At 61.5% G+C, this 19,477-nt stretch carries 18 protein-coding genes; 14 read left to right on the top strand and 4 right to left on the bottom strand.

Annotated features, from left to right (window positions below):
* Positions 1 to 194: 194 nt before the first annotated feature.
* From CCD76_RS19770 to CCD76_RS11755, 5 genes are all read left to right on the top strand, one after another.
* Complete coding sequence (locus tag CCD76_RS19770; protein ID WP_143543281.1) at positions 195 to 425, top strand: hypothetical protein; 231 nt, start codon at positions 195 to 197, stop codon at positions 423 to 425.
* A gap of 234 nt (positions 426 to 659) precedes the next feature.
* Positions 660 to 1,931, top strand: coding sequence for an ATP-binding protein (locus CCD76_RS11770; protein ID WP_087719698.1), 1,272 nt, complete (start codon positions 660 to 662; stop codon positions 1,929 to 1,931).
* Positions 1,932 to 1,970: 39 nt separating this feature from the next.
* A complete protein-coding gene (locus CCD76_RS11765) occupies positions 1,971 to 2,525 on the top strand; it encodes a response regulator transcription factor (protein ID WP_087719697.1) in 555 nt (184 codons plus the stop codon).
* 33 nt (positions 2,526 to 2,558) lie between these two features.
* Complete coding sequence (locus CCD76_RS11760; RefSeq protein WP_256961286.1) at positions 2,559 to 3,380, top strand: inositol monophosphatase family protein; 822 nt, start codon at positions 2,559 to 2,561, stop codon at positions 3,378 to 3,380.
* Between the two features lie 208 nt (positions 3,381 to 3,588).
* Entirely contained in the window at positions 3,589 to 3,858 is a 270-nt protein-coding gene (locus tag CCD76_RS11755) for a GrxA family glutaredoxin (protein ID WP_087719696.1), read from the top strand.
* Between the two features lie 143 nt (positions 3,859 to 4,001).
* Here the strand turns inward: CCD76_RS11755 and CCD76_RS11750 are convergent, their stop codons facing one another.
* Complete coding sequence (locus CCD76_RS11750; RefSeq protein WP_087719695.1) at positions 4,002 to 5,318, bottom strand: MFS transporter; 1,317 nt, start codon at positions 5,316 to 5,318, stop codon at positions 4,002 to 4,004.
* Positions 5,319 to 5,730: 412 nt separating this feature from the next.
* On the opposite strand from CCD76_RS11750, the gene CCD76_RS11745 reads away from it, so the two are divergent.
* The 5 genes from CCD76_RS11745 (at position 5,731) to CCD76_RS11725 (ending at position 9,895) form a co-directional block, all read left to right on the top strand.
* Positions 5,731 to 6,606 carry an acyltransferase gene (locus CCD76_RS11745; RefSeq protein WP_087719694.1) on the top strand — a complete coding sequence of 292 codons (876 nt, stop codon included), beginning with the start codon at positions 5,731 to 5,733 and terminating at the stop codon, positions 6,604 to 6,606.
* Positions 6,546 to 7,439: a murein hydrolase activator EnvC family protein gene (locus tag CCD76_RS11740; protein WP_087719693.1), complete on the top strand. Its 894-nt coding sequence runs from the start codon at positions 6,546 to 6,548 to the stop codon at positions 7,437 to 7,439. Before CCD76_RS11745 ends, CCD76_RS11740 begins: the two co-directional genes overlap by 61 nt.
* 147 nt (positions 7,440 to 7,586) lie before the next feature.
* Complete coding sequence (locus CCD76_RS11735) at positions 7,587 to 8,744, top strand: glycosyltransferase family 4 protein (RefSeq protein ID WP_087719692.1); 1,158 nt, start codon at positions 7,587 to 7,589, stop codon at positions 8,742 to 8,744.
* On the top strand, positions 8,713 to 9,270 hold the full coding sequence (locus CCD76_RS11730; RefSeq protein ID WP_087719691.1) for a phosphatase PAP2 family protein: 558 nt from the start codon (positions 8,713 to 8,715) through the stop codon (positions 9,268 to 9,270). The genes CCD76_RS11735 and CCD76_RS11730 overlap by 32 nt, the downstream gene beginning before the upstream one ends.
* A 7-nt stretch (positions 9,271 to 9,277) precedes the next feature.
* Positions 9,278 to 9,895 carry an alpha-ketoglutarate-dependent dioxygenase AlkB family protein gene (locus CCD76_RS11725; RefSeq protein WP_179208910.1) on the top strand — a complete coding sequence of 206 codons (618 nt, stop codon included), beginning with the start codon at positions 9,278 to 9,280 and terminating at the stop codon, positions 9,893 to 9,895.
* Between the two features lie 120 nt (positions 9,896 to 10,015).
* Here the strand turns inward: CCD76_RS11725 and gcvT are convergent, their stop codons facing one another.
* Together gcvT and CCD76_RS11715 are read right to left on the bottom strand one after the other, a co-directional pair.
* Positions 10,016 to 11,128, bottom strand: coding sequence for a glycine cleavage system aminomethyltransferase GcvT (gcvT, locus tag CCD76_RS11720; RefSeq protein ID WP_087719690.1), 1,113 nt, complete (start codon positions 11,126 to 11,128; stop codon positions 10,016 to 10,018).
* Between the two features lie 37 nt (positions 11,129 to 11,165).
* Positions 11,166 to 12,554 (bottom strand): alanine/glycine:cation symporter family protein, encoded by a 1,389-nt coding sequence (locus tag CCD76_RS11715; RefSeq protein ID WP_087719750.1) that lies wholly within the window; start codon positions 12,552 to 12,554, stop codon positions 11,166 to 11,168.
* A gap of 515 nt (positions 12,555 to 13,069) precedes the next feature.
* On the opposite strand from CCD76_RS11715, the gene gcvH reads away from it, so the two are divergent.
* Both gcvH and gcvP read left to right on the top strand, forming a co-directional pair.
* Positions 13,070 to 13,474 carry a glycine cleavage system protein GcvH gene (gene gcvH / locus CCD76_RS11710; protein WP_087719689.1) on the top strand — a complete coding sequence of 135 codons (405 nt, stop codon included), beginning with the start codon at positions 13,070 to 13,072 and terminating at the stop codon, positions 13,472 to 13,474.
* Positions 13,475 to 13,566: 92 nt separating this feature from the next.
* A complete protein-coding gene (gene gcvP, locus CCD76_RS11705; RefSeq protein ID WP_087719688.1) occupies positions 13,567 to 16,467 on the top strand; it encodes an aminomethyl-transferring glycine dehydrogenase in 2,901 nt (966 codons plus the stop codon).
* Positions 16,468 to 16,571: 104 nt separating this feature from the next.
* Here the strand turns inward: gcvP and CCD76_RS11700 are convergent, their stop codons facing one another.
* Positions 16,572 to 17,510 (bottom strand): LysR family transcriptional regulator, encoded by a 939-nt coding sequence (locus CCD76_RS11700; RefSeq protein ID WP_087719687.1) that lies wholly within the window; start codon positions 17,508 to 17,510, stop codon positions 16,572 to 16,574.
* 280 nt (positions 17,511 to 17,790) lie between these two features.
* Here CCD76_RS11700 and CCD76_RS11695 point away from each other — a divergent pair, with 280 nt between their 5' ends.
* Together CCD76_RS11695 and ppnN are read left to right on the top strand one after the other, a co-directional pair.
* A complete protein-coding gene (locus tag CCD76_RS11695) occupies positions 17,791 to 18,078 on the top strand; it encodes a YfcL family protein (protein WP_179208909.1) in 288 nt (95 codons plus the stop codon).
* 34 nt (positions 18,079 to 18,112) lie between these two features.
* On the top strand, positions 18,113 to 19,477 hold the full coding sequence (ppnN, locus tag CCD76_RS11690; protein ID WP_087719685.1) for a nucleotide 5'-monophosphate nucleosidase PpnN: 1,365 nt from the start codon (positions 18,113 to 18,115) through the stop codon (positions 19,475 to 19,477).

Genomic DNA, 19,477 nt, shown 5'->3' with positions numbered 1-19,477 from the left:
GAGTTGTAGCCGCCTCGATGCCAGACTTCCTGAGTTCAAAAAGCGCTTAATCTCATCTTACAGCACTAAAAAAAGCGCTATTAAGCCGCCTTTTCTCGACAGGTTAGAAGCATGGCGGCGTGTTAGCCTGATTGTGAAAAGCCCCGGCATCCACGCCGAGACATTCCCAAGACTTCCTGCGCAGAGACTCCGAGATGAAGCCAATCCTAGGGCATGACGCCGACGACAAACCGCTCCGCGAGGGCGATACCGTAACGATGGATTCCCCTCAGGCTTCTCCGGACGCGCCGTCGATAGGCATCGTTGCCGGTCTGGCGCCACACAACAACCCCGACGATGCGGTACAGAGCTTGCGCATGACCGACGGCAGCGTGGTCTATGACGTTCATTGCCGCCAGACGGATGCCACCACTTCCTCTCATTGACAGCGGTAAACCATCCTCTCAGCCGTTGCTGGTCGACGAATCCTGACCAGCCGGCACCTCCTCGCCGGCTAGACCTGCCTGCGACAAACGGGCGCCCCTCTTTCTCCCTCTCGACGGCCTGAACACACTCACGCCGCCCCTCGGCATGCGTTACCATAAGGCAGGCTTGGGCAGCGATATCGAGTCAGCCGCCCCGCCCCGTCAATCGATCGCCGACTCGACTCCGGAGAGACCATGCTGCAGCCGCTTCCGCTCTCAACGCCGAACCGCAACCTGGTTCGCTTGACGATCGTCCGCGGTATCACCTGGACCGGCTTTCTCGCCGCGATCATTTTCGGTATCGAAGTACTGGGATTCCAGCTGCATGTGCTGCCGGTCATCAGCGTCATCGTCGCCATGGGATTGTTCAACGTCGCGACATGGTGGCGCCTTGGCAGACCCCGGGCGGTTACCGATACCGAATATCTGCTGCACTGGCTGGTCGACATTGCCGGACTGAGTCTGCTGTTTTACTACACTGGCGGCTCGACCAATCCTTTCATCACCTATCTGCTGGTTCCACTGGGCATCGCCGCCGCCACGCTTCCCTGGCTCTATGCCTGGATCATTGCCATGGCAGCCACCGCCAGCTACACCACGATGATGCTGGTCTACCAGCCGGTCCCACAGTTGACCAACAGCACCATCGTCTTTGGTGTGCAACTACACACCCTGGGCATGTGGCTGAACTTCATTCTGTCCGGCAGCCTGCTGACGTTCTTCATTTTCAAGATGGCGCATACGCTGCGCCGCCGCGACATGACGCTGTCTCGCACCCGTGAAGCGGCATTGCGCAACGAGCAGATCCTGGCGGTGGCCACCCAGGCCGCAGGTACCGCCCACGAGCTTGGTTCGCCGCTCTCGACGATGGCGGTGCTGCTCAATGAGATGCGCCACGAAGCCAGTGAGCAGCCGGCATTGATCGAGGATATCGACATGCTGCGCAAGCAGGTCGATACCTGCAAGCAGCGCCTGCAGACTCTCGTCGCCAATGCCGACCGCCGCCGCCTAGAAAAGCCCGAGATACGCCGGGCAACCCCCTGGCTCGAGAATTTGATCCAGCGCTGGCTGGTACTGCGACCGGACGTCCATCACCGGCTGGAAGTGCTCGGCAAGCGGGGGCAACCCAGCATTGCCGTGGACGCGACACTGGAGCAGGCATTGATCAACTTGCTCAATAACGCGGCCGATGCCAGCCCTGATGCCATCGTGACCAGTCTCGACTGGGATGCCGAAGAGGTGGTCATCGATATCCGCGATCACGGCCCGGGCGTGCCGATGTCGATCGCGGATCAGCTGGGCGACACCTTCATCTCGACCAAGAGCAAGGGCATGGGCATCGGCCTGTTTCTGACTCACGCCACCGTCAACCGATTCGGCGGCGGCGTCAGTCTCTACAACCATGAAGAAGGCGGTACGTTGACCGAGGTCAAGCTTCCCCGCGTCAAGGCTGGCGATAGCCTGTGATGCCACTTCGGTCCGCCATCCACCGATGAGGAGTCAGCGATGAGTGAACAGGAACGGACGAATCAGCAGGAACGTCTGCTGATCGTCGACGACGACGAACAGCTCTGTTTCGTCATGGAGCGCGCCATGCGCCGCCGTGGCTACGACGTGGTCGTCGCTCATACCCACGACCAAGCTCTCGCGGCAGCGCGGGAAGCACCGCCCGCGCTGGCGACGCTGGACCTCAAGCTGGAGTCCGACTCCGGCCTGAAACTGCTGCCCGCGCTACTGGAGGTGGCTCCGGCGTGTCGCATCGTCGTGCTGACCGGTTACTCGAGCATCGCTACTGCCGTGGAAGCGATGAAACTGGGCGCAGTCAACTATCTTTGCAAGCCCGCCGACGCGGACGAGATCCTGCTGTCGCTGGAGCGCGAAAGCGGCGATGTCGATGTGGAAATCGCCGACAACCCTCCATCGGTCAACCGCGTGACCTGGGAGCATATCCAGAAGGTCCTGCATGAGCACGACGGCAATATCTCGGCCACGGCCCGAGCGCTGGGCATGCACCGCCGCACCCTGCAACGTAAACTGCAGAAACGTCCGGTAAGACACTGACGACTCACTTTCCCTTCCCAACAGGAGCCCAACGTGAATCACCCCCAACGCCTCGAGCAGATGATCCGCATCGCCCGCCGGGCTGGCGACATGATCGTCCAGGCGCGTCAGAAGCAGAACTTTTCCCACGATTACAAAGGGGGAGACGAACTGGTGACCGAGGTGGATGTGGCCGTCGATCAGATGATCGCCGACGAACTCGAAGCCCTCTTCCCCGGCGAAGCCAGGCTGACCGAAGAGCTGGCGCCGGATCGCAGTCAGCTCGAGCAGCGCGGCCCGCTCTGGGTCGTCGATCCCATCGATGGCACCGTCAACTTTGCCTATGGGCACGCTCACGTTGCCGTATCGATCGCCTGGGCAGTGGATGGGGAAGTTCAGCTCGGTGTGGTTCACGCACCGTTCCTCGGCGAAACCTTCACCGCCACGCGCGGCCAGGGGGCGCAGCTCAACGAGGAATCGATGCACTGCAGTCGACCGACCACACTGGAGCGAAGTCTGGTCGCGACGGGTTTTCCGTACGCCCGCGACAAGCGTGGCCCGCTGATCAGGCGTCTCAACCACGTCGTCCATGCCTGCCGCGACGTGCGGCGTAACGGCTCCGCAGCCCTCGACCTCTGCCATGTCGGCTGCGGCCAGCTGGATGCCTACTATGAAAGCGTCTCTCCGTGGGACTTCGCCGCCGGGCTGCTCATCGCGCGGGAGGCCGGCGCCAGCACGAGCCACCTCTACGAATGTCCGGATGGACTCCCCGTCGAGCTCTACGGCGAGAACCTGCTGGTCAGCGCTCCCGATATTCACGGCGCGCTAGGGGACCTGCTGCGTGATGCCGATGCGGGGCGCCCTCTCGCACCCTGATCCCGCTGCTCAGCCATGACTCCGTGCCGGCATTGTTGAAGATATCATCTACCCTGACGATCTTCATGGCGGCGGGCACCATGAAGCTTATAGTGGCGCGCAATGATGCACGTAGAAAGACTCTATTGGGCCGACGGGGTTTAATACGAAAGAATAACCCCCATCTCGTTTTCAGGCCTTTTCATAATCCGATACAGGAGAATCACCGATGCTGACCGTCATTTTCGGCCGTCCCGGTTGCCCGTTTTGCGTTCGCGCCAAAGATCTGGCCGAAAAGCTGAAGGAAGCTCGCGAAGACTTCGATTATCGTTATATCGACATCCACGCTGAAGGCATCACCAAGGCCGACATGGAAAAGACGATCGGCAAGCCGGTGGAAACCGTGCCACAGATCTTTGTCGACCAGACGCATATCGGCGGCTTCACCGAATTCGACCAGTACGTGCAGGACAAGGCACTGATGCCGGAAAGCGCCTGATCGAGACAGGCGGAAGCGAAGATCCAAAAAAGCCGGCGCGGGCCGGCTTTTTGTCGTTCGTGGGATGTTTTTCGTTACGTTTATCGGCTGTCGTCGGCCGACATGACCGCAGCGGAACCGCGCCTTCTCTGCGGCCGTTCTCCTCAGGCCGGCTGAGCCGATGGCTCCTCGGGCACCAGGTCCGGCTCGCCCTCCAGATCCAGCTCATACTGATAAGGCCCGTGTCGTGGGTCCAGTTCGTTGATGTAGTGCGTCGACTCCACCATTGGCACCAACGGGGTGTAAGGCTCCTGCTCCTCGGGCGCCATGACCGGTTCGCGTCGCCACAACCGATAGACGATGAACAGAGCCAGGCCCAACGCCGCTGCGCCCAGGAACAGCCAGAGACCGTCCGGCCCCATCCCTTGCATCAACAGGGACGCGCTGAACGGACCGACGATCGAGCCTACCCCGTAGCACATCAGAATTTTGGCATTGGCCTGGATCGTCTCCTCGGGCTCTAGCCAGTCGTGGGTGTGCGCCAGACTCAGCGAGTAGAGCGTATGCAGCATCGCGGTGTGGAAGCTGGCCACGAAAACCAGCAGCCAGTAGCTGGATCGTGCAGCAAACACGATCAGAATGCCCGAGATGGTCATCACCAGCGCCATGCACAGGATGACCTTGCGTCTGTCGAAACGGTCCGAAATCCGCCCGAGCGTCCATTGGGCAATGAGAGCCACCAGGGTCGTGATCGACATGAACTTTGCCGTCTGCGCGGTCGTCAGTCCGATCTCCTGGCCGTAGTACGGCGTCATGGCGAAGAAGGCCTGCACCATCAGCCCCGCCACGAACGCACCGACCAGGCCCACCGGTGCGCGCGCCAGCAATGTTCGCATCGAGATCTTCGCCGACACGTCGTGGCTGCTGCGCAATGGTCCCTGGATACGGTGAATCGACAGCGGCACCAGTGACAGCGCGAACAGGATACCGGCCACCGAAAACAGCACGAATGTGCCCGGGTCGGCCATGTTGAGCATCCACTGCCCTCCCGCCAGCGACAAAGTCGAGATCACCAGATACCATCCCAGAACTCGCCCCCGGTTTTCGTTGGTCGACTCGCCGGATACCCACGACTCCATCACCATCAGCAGCCCCGCTGTCGCCGCACCGCCGAACAGTCGCCAGACCAACCATGCCCATGGATCGACCCAGAGTCCGTGCAGAATGGCCGTGGCCGCCAGCAGCGCTGCACAGGCGGCGAACACGCGGATATGGCCCACGCTACGTATGCGCTTTTCCAGCCAGTAGCTGCCGGCGACAAAACCGAGCGAGAAGCAGGACATGAGCAGACCCGCCATCTGCGACGGGAACGCCTCCAGCGACATGCGCACACCCAGCAGCGTCATGATCAACCCGTGCCCGAGAAGGAAGCTGATTTCGCAAAGAAACAGAATCGGTAGAGTCGCGGGGAGTGAACGCAACAGAGTTCTCCAGACAGCAGCGGTTGAGGAATCCGTTCGACGAATGGCACCGATCCGGGTCGATGAACGGCACCTCACAGTGAACGGAGGCGAAAGCGGCGGCAGTCTATCAATTTAGAGGCGATCTTGCCGAGATTCAGCGATATCCGTGACCATCAGATACTGACATGAATTATTCACATCTTCTGTGGATAACGCTGTGCATTTCCGGTGACGGATAGCAACGGTCGTCCTCCCTACCCATGCTGACCTTAAATTGGTCAGTTTTTCGACAATGGCAAAACCCAGTCTTTGCCTCGAGACACGTCATCGCCCACCCGCATCTTTCCCCGACCATGAACCGAAGGTCGGCGCGCTGTGCAGTCCGAGGACATTCCAGTAACATTGAGCCAAGTCATTGATGGAGAATGGCATGTCGACCCTGAAAGGGTGCATCAGCGTCCTGCTGCTGGTCATCAACACGCTTTTCTGGGGAATCCCGCTGATCGTGCTGACAGCAGTAAAACTGGTAATACCAATTCGGCGCTGGCGCCTGCGGGTACTCGGCGGACTGCACTGGGTCGCTCTCGCCTGGGTGAGAACCAACAACGTCTGCATCCGTTACTGGATTCACCCGCGGATTCGGGCCGACATTCCCGAGTCCCTCTCGCCGAACCAGTGGTGGCTGGTCATGGCCAACCATCAGAGCTGGACCGACATCATCGTCATGCTCTACGTATTGACCGGCCGCCTGGCCATGCCGAAATTCTTCCTCAAACGGGAGTTGATCCTGGTTCCCATCGTCGGTCTGGCCTGGTGGGCCCTCGAATTTCCGTTCATGCGTCGCTACAGCCGTGAAAAGCTCGCGCGCCATCCCGGGCTGGCCGAGCGGGACCGTCGAGCGACGCAACGGATGTGCGAGCATGCCCGGGAGATGCCGATGACGATCTACAACTTCGTCGAGGGGACCCGATTCACGCCGGAGAAGCAACGCCAGCAGCAAAGTCCCTATCGGCATCTGCTGCGACCCAAGGCCGGAGGGGTAGCCCAGGTCATCGGGCTGTTGGGATCGCGCCTGGACGGCATCATCGACGTGACGCTGCACTATCGTCGTGGCACGCCCAATTTCTGGGATTTCCTCTGCGGCCGCGAGCGGGATATCGCGATGGTCGCGAAACGTCTCGACAGGCCGGACTGGATGCTGGAGGGGAGCTACGACGATGCCCATTACAAGGAACGTTTCTACACATGGCTGAACGCAAGGTGGCAGGAAAAAGACACGGCGCTCTCCTCCTACTGCTGGGACTGATTCTGCTGCTCGGCGGCTGTGCGAGCGGTGGCGGAGTCAGCATCTCCGACGGAGGCGGCTGGGTGACGGTGCAGCGCGGAGATACCCTGGGCAAGATCGCCGATCAGGCCGGCATCCCGCTACTTCGCCTGCAGCGCTTCAACCCGGGCGTGGACTCACGGCGGCTGGCGATCGGTCAACGTCTGATGCTGCCATCACGGCAGGAACGTGCGCCGGGCGGTGGCCCCTACCGTTATCAGGTGAGGCGCGGCGATTCGCTCTATTCGATTGCGCGCTATTTCGGTGCCAACCCGCAGCGCGTACAGGCTGCCAACACCGGTATCGATCCCTCCCGGCTGGCCGTCGGACAGTTGATCCAGGTACCGCTCGGCGGCGGTTCGAGCGGCAACGGTGGCAGTCGTGCCGCGTCAGCGCCGGCAGCCTCGCGCTCGCTTCCGGATCCCGGCCCGCTCCCCGCTTCGGCGCGCCAATGGCAATGGCCATTGGCGAACTATGCCGTCGAGCGTCGTTTTGGCCGTGACGCCCACGGCACCCTGCAGCCCATGATGCTGACGACACCCTCCCCGGCAGTCGCCAAGGCCACCGCGCCGGGCAAGGTGCGGTTTGCCAGCGGCATGCGCCAACTGGGTCAGGTGGTCATCCTCCACCATGCCGACAACATGCAGAGCGTCTACGCCTTCTGCGACAAGCTGATGGTCTCCGAAGGAGACTCCGTCTCCAGCGGGGCACCGCTATGCGACATAGGCCAGGAAAGCGGCAGCAGCCGCTATCACCTGCTGTTCGATCTTCGTCATGGCGGAAAGCCCGTGGATCCCGCGCGCGTGCTACGCTAAACGGCGTGTCATGCATTCGTCATCGCCTTGACACATTGACGTCATCGGTACCCTGCAGGATCGGAAACCAGATCGATTACGTTCGATTACGGTTGACGGCGAGTCGGGAATCCGGACAGCTTCGCTGGCGTGGAAGGAGTCATCAAAATGCGCATAGCCCTGGTCAGTGAAACCTGGGCGCCGGAAGTCAACGGCGTCGCTCACACCCTGAGCCAACTTGCCAGCCATCTGGTCTCCAAAGGCGTCACGCTGCAGCTGATCCGACCCGATCCGGCGGGCGGCGAGCGAGACACGCTGGCGGAGCGGGATGTCCACGTCCGCGGCGTGTCGCTACCGATCTACGCCGACGTCCACGTCGGCTGGCCGTGCCGGCGTCGGCTGGTGCGGCTCTGGCGCCAGGAACGTCCCGACGCTATCTACATCGCCACCGAAGGTCCTCTCGGCTGGTCAGCCTTGAATGCGGCAAGGCACTTGCAGATACCGGTCGTCAGCGGATTCCACACCAACTTCGATCAGTACGCCAGTAATTACCACCTCGGCTGGAGCATTCCGATTGCCCGCCGCGGTCTGCGATACTTCCACAATCGCTGCGACGCGACGCTGGTGCCCACGGCGGCACAGCGTCAGGCCCTGGAGGATAGCGGCTACCGGCGCGTCTCGGTGCTGGCGCGTGGGGTGGACGCCGAGCGCTATCACCCCTCACGGCGGGATGCGGAACTGAGACGCCAATGGGGCGCCAGCCCGCACGATCCGGTGGCGCTTTATGTCGGCCGGCTCGCCAGCGAGAAGAATATCGAACTGCTGGCCACCACCATGGCGGCCATGCAGCGGGCCAACCCGTCGCTGGTACAGGTGCTGGTGGGCGACGGCCCCGCTCGCAGGAGCATTGCCCAGCGACTGCCCGACGCCGTATTCACGGGCTTCCAGAAAGGAGAAGCCTTGGCGCGCCATTACGCCAGCGCGGACATGTTCATCTTTCCTTCGCTCTCGGAAACCTTCGGCAATGTAGTGCCGGAGGCGATGGCGAGCGGACTCGCCGTGGTGGCATTCGATCATGCCGCAGCGAAGGAACTGATCACCGATGACGTCGATGGGCGGCTGGTCTCGCCGGACGATAGCGATGGCTTCATCCAGGCAGCGAGCGAGCTTTGCCAGCAGCCCGCTCTCTACGCCCGCCTGGGTCGCCAGGCACGCCAGCGCGCTTCGGGGCTGAGCTGGGCCCATATCGGCGACCGTTTTCTTGCCCATCTCATTCAGGTCCAGGGAACACAGCATGCCGCCACGCACTCAACGTCTCAGGTTTGAACAGCTGGATCGCGCCGAGAGCCGGCTCAGCCACTGGCTGGCGGAATTCTCTCGCCACGCGCCGACCCTCTGGCTATTCCGTCTGGTCAGCCGTCTCGGCGACTGGCCGGCCTGGGTCGCAGTCGCCCTGCTGCAACCTCTCCTGCTGGGCCGGGAGGGATGGCTGACCGCGGCGCACTGGGGGCTGACAGCCAGCGTTGCCGCTCTCGTGTATCGCCTGCTCAAGACCCGGCTGTGCCGGGAACGCCCCTACATCACCTTCGATACGATCCGCTGCACGATGCCGCCGGTCGACCGTTACAGCTTCCCCAGCGGCCACACCCTGCACGCGGTGATGTTCAGCTGTCTGACCGCCGCGAGCACTCCGCGGCTACTGCCGATCGTGATTCCGCTTGCCGTCCTGATCGCGATCTCGCGCGTGGTGCTGGGTCTGCACTATGTCAGCGACGTCATCGTGGGGGCGCTGCTGGGATTCGCTCTGGCCTGGGGCAGCGGCCTGGCCGCCCTGTTCTTCTGGGGCGGGTAACGCTGCCATGTCCGAGCCGGACAGCAACGATTGGCAACGCATCGAAGAGTCGCCGATGCTGGCTCTGCTACCGAATTTTCTCGACGAAGAAGAGGCTTCCCGGCTCTGTCTCGCGCTCGATCATCAAATCGAATGGACCTCCCCAACCCTTCAACTTTACGGACGCCGGCACGTCATTCCGCGCTCCCAGTGCTGGATGGGTGACCGTGATGCGCACTATCGCTACTCCGGGCGTGCGTTCCAGCCACAGCCGTGGCATCCGCAAGTCGAGAGGTTGAGGGATCGGGTCCAGCAGCTACTGCAGGCCCACGAGATGCCGTCGGCCGGTTTCAATAGCGTGCTGCTGAATCGCTACGCCAACGGCGAGCAGCGCATGGGCTGGCATAGCGACGATGAGCCGGAACTCGGCGAGGATCCGATCGTGGCTTCGGTATCGCTGGGTAGCGAGCGTCCTATTCGCTTTCGGGAGAAGACGGCCACACCTCGCCGCGCCTTCAACGTCTGGTTGCCCCACGGCAGCCTGTTACTAATGGGGCCCGGCGCCCAGGCCAGGTGGCAACACACATTAGCCCCGCGAGCGATCGACGGCGTTCGTATCAATCTCACTTTCCGACGGATTCTTTAGCGTCTCCACCCTTTCCAGCTTCAGCACCTCTGCCTGGAAACAAAAACGCCTCCCTGATTTGGGGAGGCGAATGAAGATAACGGTATAAATGGAACTCGGCGGCTTTGAATCCTGCGTCGATTATCCGCGATAGTAGTTGGCCGGCACAAATGGCATCGCGCTGAGAGTCATCGGCAACCGCTTGCCACGGACATCGGCATAGAGTGTCGTGCCTTTCTCGGCCGCCTCGATCGCCACGTACGCCATGGCGACCGGCGCCCCGATGCTGGGCCCGAAGCTTCCCGACGTGACCTGCCCGACCTCGTGGTCATCCGCGTCGAACAGCTTGGCGCCCTCTCGTACTGGGGCCCGGCCCTCGCCGATCAATCCGACGCGACGGCGACGGTGATCCTTGGCCTGCAGTTGATGCAGCACCATGTCGGCCCCGGGGAAACCGGCCTCCCGCTCGCCACCAACCCGGCGCGGCTTGCCCACAGCCCAGGAGAGGCTCGCCTCGACGGGCGTGGTCGTGGTGTCGATATCGTGACCGTAGAGGCAGAGGCCAGCCTCGAGACGCAACGAATCCCGCGCCCCCAGCCCGATGGGCTCGACTTCCGACTGTTCGAGGAACCAGCGCGCCAGCGCTTCGGTGGCCTCCGCAGGCACCGAAATCTCGAACCCATCCTCACCAGTGTACCCGCTGCGACTGATCCATAGCTCATGGCCCATCACCTCGAAACGGCCATGCTGCATGAACACCAGATCACAGGCAGCCGGACAGAGACGCTGCATGACGTCTCGAGCCTGCGGGCCTTGCACGGCCAGCAAGCCCCGATCCAGAACCTCCACATCATGGCCGGTACCGAGACCGGTACGCATCAGCGCTATGTCCTGATCCTTGCACGCCGCGTTGACGACCACGTACAGCGAATCGCCATGATTGACGATCATCAGGTCGTCCAGAATGCCGCCTTCGCTGTTGGTGAACAGGGCGTAGCGCTGCCCGCCTTCGGCCAGCCCCACGACATCGGCAGTCACCAGGGTTTCCATCGCCGCGGCGGGTGAAGGCCCGGTCACTTTTACCTGGCCCATGTGAGAGACGTCGAACAGACCACAGGCCCGACGCGTGTGCTCGTGCTCTTTCTTGACGCCCAGTGGGTACTGTACGGGCATGCTGTAGCCGGCGAACGGCACCATCTTGCCACCGAGCTCCTGATGCAGGGCGAACAGCGGGGTCTGTTTCATAGTAGACATCGAAGTCTCCAGTTAAGCGCAGAGAGAAAGTTCTTGCTTATCGATCACGGTCTTCCAGCGCCTCTCCCGGCAGGACGGTCTTGCCGGCAAAGTAATCGCGTGTCAGCTTGAATACGACCGGGGACAATAGCGCCAGGGCGATCAGGTTCGGAATCGCCATCATCGCATTGAAGGTGTCCGCCACCAGCCAGATGAAATCCAGCTTTGCCATGGCGCCGACCGGCACTGCCAGCACGAACAGAATCCGATAGAGCAGAATCGCCCGATCGCCGAACAGGTATTGAAAGCACTTCTCGCCGTAGAACGACCAGCCCAGAATCGTGGTGAAGGCGAATATCGACAGCGCGATGGCGACGATATGCTGACCGATACCCGGCAGCGCGCTATCGAACGACAGCGAGGTCAATGCCGCGCCGCTTTCGCCATCCAGCCAGTGGGCCGAAGTCAGAATGACCAGCGCGGTCATGGTGCACACGACCAGCGTATCGATGAACGTCCCCAGCATGGCGATCAACCCCTGACGGACCGGGTTACGCGTCTGCGCGGCCGCATGCGCGATCGGCGCACTGCCCAGGCCTGCCTCGTTGGAGAAGATCCCTCGCGCCACACCGAAGCGAATGGCGGCAGCGACCGCAGCACCGGCGAAACCGCCGCTGGCGGCGATGGGCTGAAATGCGTGCGCGAAGATCGTGCCCAGGGCGCTACCGATCTGATCGGCATTGATGATCAGCACGACGACACCGGCTGCGAAGTAAGCCACGGCCATCAATGGCACCAGCTTGCCGGCAACGCTGGATATACGTTTGATGCCGCCCAGAATGACCGCGCCGGCAAGCGCCATGATGATGACCCCGGTCAACCAGGCAGGCACGCCGAAGGACGTCGTCAACGCGTCCGCCACGGAGTTGGCCTGCACGGTATTGCCGATACCGAAAGCCGCCACGGCGCCGAAGAAGGCGAACATTCCGCCCAGCCACGCCCAGCGCTTGCCCAGCCCGTTACGAATGTAATACATCGGCCCACCGACATGATCGCCCCGGGAATCGGTCTGCCGATACCGCACCGCCAGCACGGCTTCGGCAAACTTCGTTGCCATCCCGACCAGCGCGGTCAGCCACATCCAGAACACCGCCCCGGGGCCACCGAGCGCAATGGCCGTGGCCACACCGGCGATGTTTCCCGTTCCTATCGTGGCTGAAAGAGCCGTCATCAGCGCGTTGAACGGTGATATCTCGCCATCGTCACGACTGTCGGCATCGCTGCGGCGGCCACCCCACAGCAAGCTGAAACCGAGCCCAAGCTTGCGAATGGGCATCAACTTGAGCCCCAGTTGCAAGTAGATACCGACCCCGAACAGCAGGATCAGCATCAACGGGCCCCAGACCACGCCGTTGATGGCGCTGAATATCGTAGTGAGTTGATCCACGTCGAACTCCATTTATTGGGTTGTTGTCGCTGTCAAACAGGCCAGAGCGTGCCGGGATAGCCATGAACGCTCATTGATGGCCAAAACGTGGCAACGATAGAGGATTCCACTACGCATCCACAATGATCCCAAAGCCTTCATTCCTCTTTGCCATGGGCCTCAGCGTGTCCTTGGCTACCTTAGCGAAAAGCCCTTTCTGTTTCCAATAAGAAACACGTTACCCCGATCTCGACGGGAAGCGCCAAGTCGCCAAAAATGCAGATGCCATCCCTCGATGCCCTTGCTGTCACCGGCGCCCGGCCAAGCGCCCTCGTCACGAGGTCGCCACCACGCCGCAAGAGGCGGGAAACACCATTCCAGGACTGGACGTTTCCCGGATCTGGGCTCAATCTAGTAACGCGATTCCTGTTCAATTGAGCGGGAAGCAGGTGGGACTATGCCAATCGACGTCACATTGATGCATAATGCCCACCAAAATCACCCGACTCGAAATTTGTTTCGTATAGGAAACTCTCATGAGCGAAATCCCCAACAACCTGCTCTATACCGACAGCCACGAATGGGTGCTGGACAACGGCGACGGCACGGTGACCGTCGGCATTACCGATCACGCTCAGGAGGCACTGGGTGACGTGGTCTTCGTCGAATTGCCGGAAGCTGGCCGCGAACTGGATGCGGGCGACGAATTCGGCGTCATCGAGTCGGTCAAGGCCGCCTCCGACCTCTACTCGCCGCTGGCGGGTGAAATCGTCGAGGTCAACGAGGCGCTGGAGGACAGCCCCGAGACCGTCAACGACTCCCCTTACGGTGAAGGGTGGATACTCAAGCTGCAATTGGCGGATCAGGGCGATCTGGAATCGCTGATGTCGGCCGAGGCCTACTCTGAACTGGTCGCCGCCGAGGAAGATCAAGACGGCTGATCGGTTCCCCCCGCGTCCTCAAGCCATGACCGTTCGGTGGTGCACCATCGAACGGTCGACTCCCTCTCCCTGCCAACCTCCCCGGATAGATCATGCCCACCGAGACTCGACCGTTAACCGACCTGACCAATCACGCCGACTTCCTTCAGCGCCACAATGGCCCTGCGCCCGGCGATATCAGCGAAATGCTCAAGACGCTCGATATGCCATCGCTGAAGACGCTGATCGACCGCGCTATTCCCAAGGGAATTCGTCTCGAAGGCGATCTGGCTCTGGATGGCCCGCGCGGAGAGGCGGAGGCGCTGGACTACCTGCGGGGGCTGGCACGGCAGAACAAGGTGTTCAAGAGCTATATCGGCCAAGGCTACTATCCGACGCACCTGCCGGCGGTGATTCAGCGCAACGTGCTGGAGAACCCGGGCTGGTATACCGCCTATACCCCGTACCAGCCGGAAATTGCCCAGGGGCGTCTCGAGGGGCTTCTCAATTTCCAGCAGATGGTGATGGACCTGACCGGCATGGCCATCGCCAACGCCTCGCTGCTCGATGAAGCGACGGCAGCTGCCGAGGCGATGGCGCTGTGTCGGCGCGCGAACAAGAAGCACAAGAGCCAGCGCTTTTTCGTGGCGGACAACGTGCTTCCGCAGACCCTGGACGTCCTGCGTACGCGAGCGGCCTATCTTGGCTTCGAGCTGGTCGTGGCGCCGGCAGCCCAACTCGCCGAAGAAGACGTGTTCGGCGCCCTGCTGCAATATCCGGGCGTCGACGGCGATATCGGTGACATCGAAGGCATCGTTGCCGAGGCGCGCTCGCGTCAGATCATGACTTGCGTAGCGGCGGATCTGATGAGCCTGGTCATGCTCAAGGAGCCAGGCGCCATGGGCGTCGATATCGTACTGGGCAACTCCCAGCGCTTCGGCGTCCCCATGGGCTATGGCGGCCCACATGCAGCCTTCTTCGCAACCAGCGAGGCGCTCAAGCGTTCGCTGCCGGGCCGCGTCATCGGTGTCTCCAAGGATAGCCGTGGACGCCCGGCGCTGCGCATGGCGATGCAGACACGCGAGCAGCATATCCGCCGCGAAAAGGCCACGTCCAACATCTGTACCGCGCAGGCGCTGCTGGCGAACATTGCGGGCTTCTACGCCGTCTACCACGGTGCCGAGGGTCTCCGCACCATCGCCGGCCGCATCCATCGCCTGACGACGCTGCTGGCGTCGGGCCTCGAACGCCATGGCATCGCCCTCAAGCACGACAGCTGGTTCGATACCCTGACATTGACCGGAGTGGACAGCCATCGCATTCAGGGGCGCGCCCTGACCCACGAGATCAATCTTCGTTACCCCGCCGACGGCGAGGTCGGCGTGAGTCTCAACGAAACCACCACCGCCGCCGACCTGGCGGCGCTGTTCGACGTGCTGATCGGCGAAGAACATGGCTTGTCGGTGAGCGAGCTCGATCGGGAAGCCATCGAGCGTGGCACCAGCGGAATTCCGACCGCCTACCGTCGCGACAGCGATTTTCTCCAGCATCCCAATTTCCAGCGCTTCCGCAGCGAGACCGAAATGCTGCGTTATCTCAAGCGGCTGGAAAATCGCGACCTGTCGCTCACGCACGCGATGATCCCGCTGGGCTCATGCACCATGAAGCTGAACGCCACCAGCGAAATGATTCCGATCACCTGGCCCGAATTCGCCAACATTCATCCGTTCGCCCCCAGCGAACAGACGTCCGGCTATCGTCAGATGATCACCGAGCTCAGCGATTTCCTGATCGAGATCACCGGCTACGACAACATCTCGATGCAGCCGAACTCCGGCGCCCAGGGCGAATATGCTGGGCTGGTCGCCATTCGTCGCTACCAGGCCGCTGTCGGCGAAGGTCATCGCGATATCTGTCTGATTCCCAGCTCGGCGCATGGTACCAACCCCGCCTCCGCCGCCATGGCGCAGATGAAAGTCGTCGTCGTCGAATGCGACCGGGACGGCAATATCGACATGGCCGATCTCGAGGCCAAGGCTGCCAAGCACCGCGACAATCTTTCCGCGATCATGCTGACCTATCCGTCGACCCATGGCGTCTTCGAGGAGAATGTCCGCCAGGCCTGTCAGCTCATCCACGACAATGGCGGCCAGGTCTACATCGACGGTGCCAACATGAACGCCCAGGTCGGCCTTTGCCGCCCGGGAGACTATGGTGGCGACGTCTCGCACCTCAACCTGCACAAGACGTTCTGCATTCCGCATGGCGGCGGCGGCCCGGGCATGGGCCCGATCGGCGTCAAGGCGCATCTGGCCCCCTACTTGCCCAACCATGTCGTGACCCCGCAGGAAGGCATCGAGAAGAACTCGGGCGCCGTCTCGGCTGCCGCCTTCGGTAGCGCTTCGATCCTGCCGATCTCCTGGGCCTACATCAAGATGATGGGCGCTCGTGGTCTGCGCGAAGCGACCGAGCTGGCTATCCTCAATGCCAACTACATCGCCAAGCGGCTGGCGCCGCACTATCCGGTGCTCTACCAGGCCGCCAACGGCACGGTCGCTCACGAGTGCATCCTAGACATGCGTCCGCTCAAGGCGACTTCGGGTGTCAGCGAGGAGGATATCGCCAAGCGCCTGATGGACTACGGCTTCCACGCTCCGACGATGTCCTTCCCGGTCGCCGGGACGCTGATGGTCGAGCCGACCGAGTCCGAATCCCGCTACGAACTCGATCGCTTCTGCGATGCGATGATCGCCATCCGTGAGGAGATCGCGCGAATCGAATCCGGCGAATGGCCGAAGGATTCGAACCCGCTGGTGATGGCGCCCCATACCATGGCGGATATCACCGAGGAAAGCTGGGAGCGCCCCTACTCCCGCGAGCAGGCGGTCTTCCCCTCGGAAGCCGTGCGCGATGCCAAGTACTGGCCGGCCGTCAATCGTGTCGACAACGTCTTCGGCGACCGCAACCTGATCTGCAGCTGCCCGCCGATCGATGCCTACCGCGATGCGTCATAGGTTGGTGCTGCATTAGCAAAAACCAGAACGGCCGCTCGATGAGCGGCCGTTCTCGATTCCAACGAGTATCCGGTAGACGACGCACCGAGTAAGCGTGTCGCGGGCTATCGGGCTTCCTCGCTTTCCGTCGTTTCCAGCGTGGGAAGCTCGCTGTAGCCGTAGAGAGCGTTGAGACGCTGCTGACGAAACGACTCCAACAACTGGCGATAGCGTTTGGGCAGCTCGACGTCCGTCCGCGATACCAGGTGCAGTGTCTCGTAGACCGGCTGCGCCAATGTCATCTCCTTGACCTGACGCTGCCATGGCGAGGTTTCCAGTACAGGCCGGGAAACCACAGTGAATCCCAGCCCGCGGGCCACCGCATCCAGCACTTGGCCCACCTCGTTGGTGAAACCCTGGCGCGGGAAATGGCTCATGCTGCGAAATTCGCTGCCGAAGTTGCTCCGCAGCAGGAGACTGGCATTGGTATTGCCGTCGTTGTAATTGACGAACCCCAGCGCCAGTAGCTCGCTGAGGGTGGTTCCCGTGAAATCCGCCGGCACCACCAGACACAGGGGTTCCTGATGCCATGCCTCGAAGGTTAGATCGGGCTGCTTGCTGATTTCGGTGACGATGCCAACGTCGTAGCGCCCCGCCACCACGTCATGCGCAATTTCATGGTTGAACGCAAAACTGTAGTTGACCGTCAGCCCAGGATGCATCTGCTGATAACCCAACAGGAACGGATAGAACATCAACCCGACACTACCCGGTGAGGCGATGCGACACTCGCCGCTGTCCGGAGAGTCGTCATCCAGCGAATGACGGAAATGTTCGTGCTCGGCAAATAGCTTGACCGCATAGTCATAGGCCCGACGGCCGGGATCGGTCAACGAGAAACGACGGCCGTGACGATTGAGCAGGGAGCGGCCGAGATACTCCTCGAGCTTGCGCACGTGCTGGCTGACGCCTGGCTGGGTCATATCGAGTTTGCGCGCGGTCTGGGTAAAGCTACCCGTCTCGACGAGCATCATGTAAGTACGGAAATACTGGGCGTTGAACATGGGAATTCGAACCACTCAAGCTGTACGGCAGTTGAAAGCGCTTCGACCCGGAATGCGCCGCAGACCGCATTTCGATAACGCCTCGTTGTCAGATACGAACGTTACAATCATAACAATTTATAGGAAAAACCGCACCTGTTAGCACCCTCAGACATGGCCCGATCAAGGCCATCGGCGCGTAGCATGGCTTGGCAGCCGCTTCCAACATATCCAGCCCCACTGCGACGACCAGCCGCTCATGTTAGCATTGGCAAGCTCTCACTCAGGATTGAAGAACCCTATGTCTGATCCCTTTGCGCAGCGCGCCAAGGCCGTGCAGCAAACGCTACTTGTGATGGAAGAAAATGCCGATGACAGCGAGCTTTTCGCCCTAGGCTACATGATTCCGCAAATCGGCCTGGTACAGGAAATGGCCGAATACGATCCGGCCGAAGTCGAGGCCGAAGATTTCGATGCGACCTACTGGCAGTGGCTGGAGAGCACGTTCGCCCAGGACAACATGAGCGATGCCGACCAAGAGCAGATCGCCTCTCTCTGGCAGACCGCCGCCGAACGCGCCGATCTTTGAATGACCGATATCTACTTCCATGAGGATGCCGTCCATGCCTGAGACGCTATCAACCATCGTTTCCCCCGAGGGTAGTCTCGAGGTGCTGTCTCAATCCGAGGTCAATCGACTGCGAGACACGTCGACGAGCGGCCTTCACGATCTGGTCAGACGCTGTGCACTGGCGATTCTCAATTGCGACACCCCCACCGACGATGGCCTGGCGGTGATGGAAGCCTATCAGGATTTCGACATCGAGGTTCTGCAGCAGGATCGCGGCATCCGACTCAAGCTATCCAATGCCCCAGCCTGCGCGTTCGTCGACGGACGCATGATTCGTGGCGTGCGGGAACAGCTTTCCGCGGTACTGAGAGACATCGTCTACGTCTACAACGAGATCCAGAACAACCCCAAGTTCGACCTGGAAACCAACGAAGGGTCGACCAACGCGGTCTTTCACATCCTCCGCAACGCCAGCACCCTGCGCACGGCGCAGGAACCGAGCATGGTGGTGTGCTGGGGCGGGCACTCGATTACCCGCGAAGAGTATGACTACACCAAGGCCGTGGGTTATCACATGGGCCTGCGCGGGCTGGATATCTGCACCGGCTGCGGCCCGGGGGCCATGAAAGGCCCGATGAAAGGCGCCAACCTCGCCCACGCCAAGCAGCGCCGCAAGGACAGCCGCTACCTGGGCATATCCGAACCCGGCATCATTGCCGCCGAATCGCCCAACCCAATCGTCAATGAACTGGTCATCATGCCGGACATCGAGAAGCGTCTCGAAGCTTTCGTGCGCATCGGCCACGGCATCGTCGTGTTTCCGGGCGGTGTGGGCACGGCGGAAGAGATCCTCTATCTGCTCGGCATTCTGATGCACCCGAAGAACCGCGATATCCCGTTCCCGGTCATCTTTACCGGCCCGGAAAGCGCACAGGCCTATTTCCAGCGTATCGACGAATTCCTGCGCTACACCTTGGGCGAAGACGTGGGCCGGTACTATCGTATCGTGATCGACGATCCGATCACGGTGTCTCGCCTGATGCGCGACGGCATTCAGGAGGTTGCCGAATTTCGTCGCGAGCAGAATGATGCGTTCTACTTCAACTGGCGGCTGAATATCGAGCGCGGATTCCAGGAGCCCTTCGAACCGACTCACGAGGCCATGGCAGCGCTGGCGCTTCACCATGACCAGCCCAACCACCTGCTGGCAGCCAATCTGCGTCGTGCGTTCTCGGGAATCGTCGCCGGCAACGTCAAGGAACCCGGCATCCGCGCCATCGCGGCCCGTGGCCCCTTCCGACTGCATGCAGAGCCTGAACTCATGTCCCGTCTGGATGCATTGTTGACGTCATTCGTCGCCCAGGGCCGCATGAAGCTGCCCGGTAGCGAATACGTGCCGTGCTATACCCTTGGCTAA

The sequence above is a fragment of the Salinicola salarius genome, from assembly GCF_002179555.1.
GTDB lineage: Bacteria > Pseudomonadota > Gammaproteobacteria > Pseudomonadales > Halomonadaceae > Salinicola > Salinicola salarius_A.
This window is presented reverse-complemented; position numbering and strand designations above follow the sequence as displayed.

Bases quoted from the DNA above. Each gene is read 5' to 3' on its own strand.
- CCD76_RS19770 (WP_143543281.1), top strand. From the start codon at position 195: ATGAAGCCAATCCTAGGGCATGACGCCGACGACAAACCGCTCCGCGAG.
- CCD76_RS11770 (WP_087719698.1), top strand. From the start codon at position 660: ATGCTGCAGCCGCTTCCGCTCTCAACGCCGAACCGCAACCTGGTTCGC.
- CCD76_RS11765 (WP_087719697.1), top strand. From the start codon at position 1,971: ATGAGTGAACAGGAACGGACGAATCAGCAGGAACGTCTGCTGATCGTC.
- CCD76_RS11755 (WP_087719696.1), top strand. From the start codon at position 3,589: ATGCTGACCGTCATTTTCGGCCGTCCCGGTTGCCCGTTTTGCGTTCGC.
- CCD76_RS11745 (WP_087719694.1), top strand. From the start codon at position 5,731: ATGTCGACCCTGAAAGGGTGCATCAGCGTCCTGCTGCTGGTCATCAAC.
- CCD76_RS11740 (WP_087719693.1), top strand. From the start codon at position 6,546: ATGGCTGAACGCAAGGTGGCAGGAAAAAGACACGGCGCTCTCCTCCTA.
- CCD76_RS11735 (WP_087719692.1), top strand. From the start codon at position 7,587: ATGCGCATAGCCCTGGTCAGTGAAACCTGGGCGCCGGAAGTCAACGGC.
- CCD76_RS11730 (WP_087719691.1), top strand. From the start codon at position 8,713: ATGCCGCCACGCACTCAACGTCTCAGGTTTGAACAGCTGGATCGCGCC.
- CCD76_RS11725 (WP_179208910.1), top strand. From the start codon at position 9,278: ATGTCCGAGCCGGACAGCAACGATTGGCAACGCATCGAAGAGTCGCCG.
- gcvT (WP_087719690.1), bottom strand. From the start codon at position 11,128: ATGTCTACTATGAAACAGACCCCGCTGTTCGCCCTGCATCAGGAGCTC.
- gcvH (WP_087719689.1), top strand. From the start codon at position 13,070: ATGAGCGAAATCCCCAACAACCTGCTCTATACCGACAGCCACGAATGG.
- gcvP (WP_087719688.1), top strand. From the start codon at position 13,567: ATGCCCACCGAGACTCGACCGTTAACCGACCTGACCAATCACGCCGAC.
- CCD76_RS11700 (WP_087719687.1), bottom strand. From the start codon at position 17,510: ATGTTCAACGCCCAGTATTTCCGTACTTACATGATGCTCGTCGAGACG.
- CCD76_RS11695 (WP_179208909.1), top strand. From the start codon at position 17,791: ATGTCTGATCCCTTTGCGCAGCGCGCCAAGGCCGTGCAGCAAACGCTA.
- ppnN (WP_087719685.1), top strand. From the start codon at position 18,113: ATGCCTGAGACGCTATCAACCATCGTTTCCCCCGAGGGTAGTCTCGAG.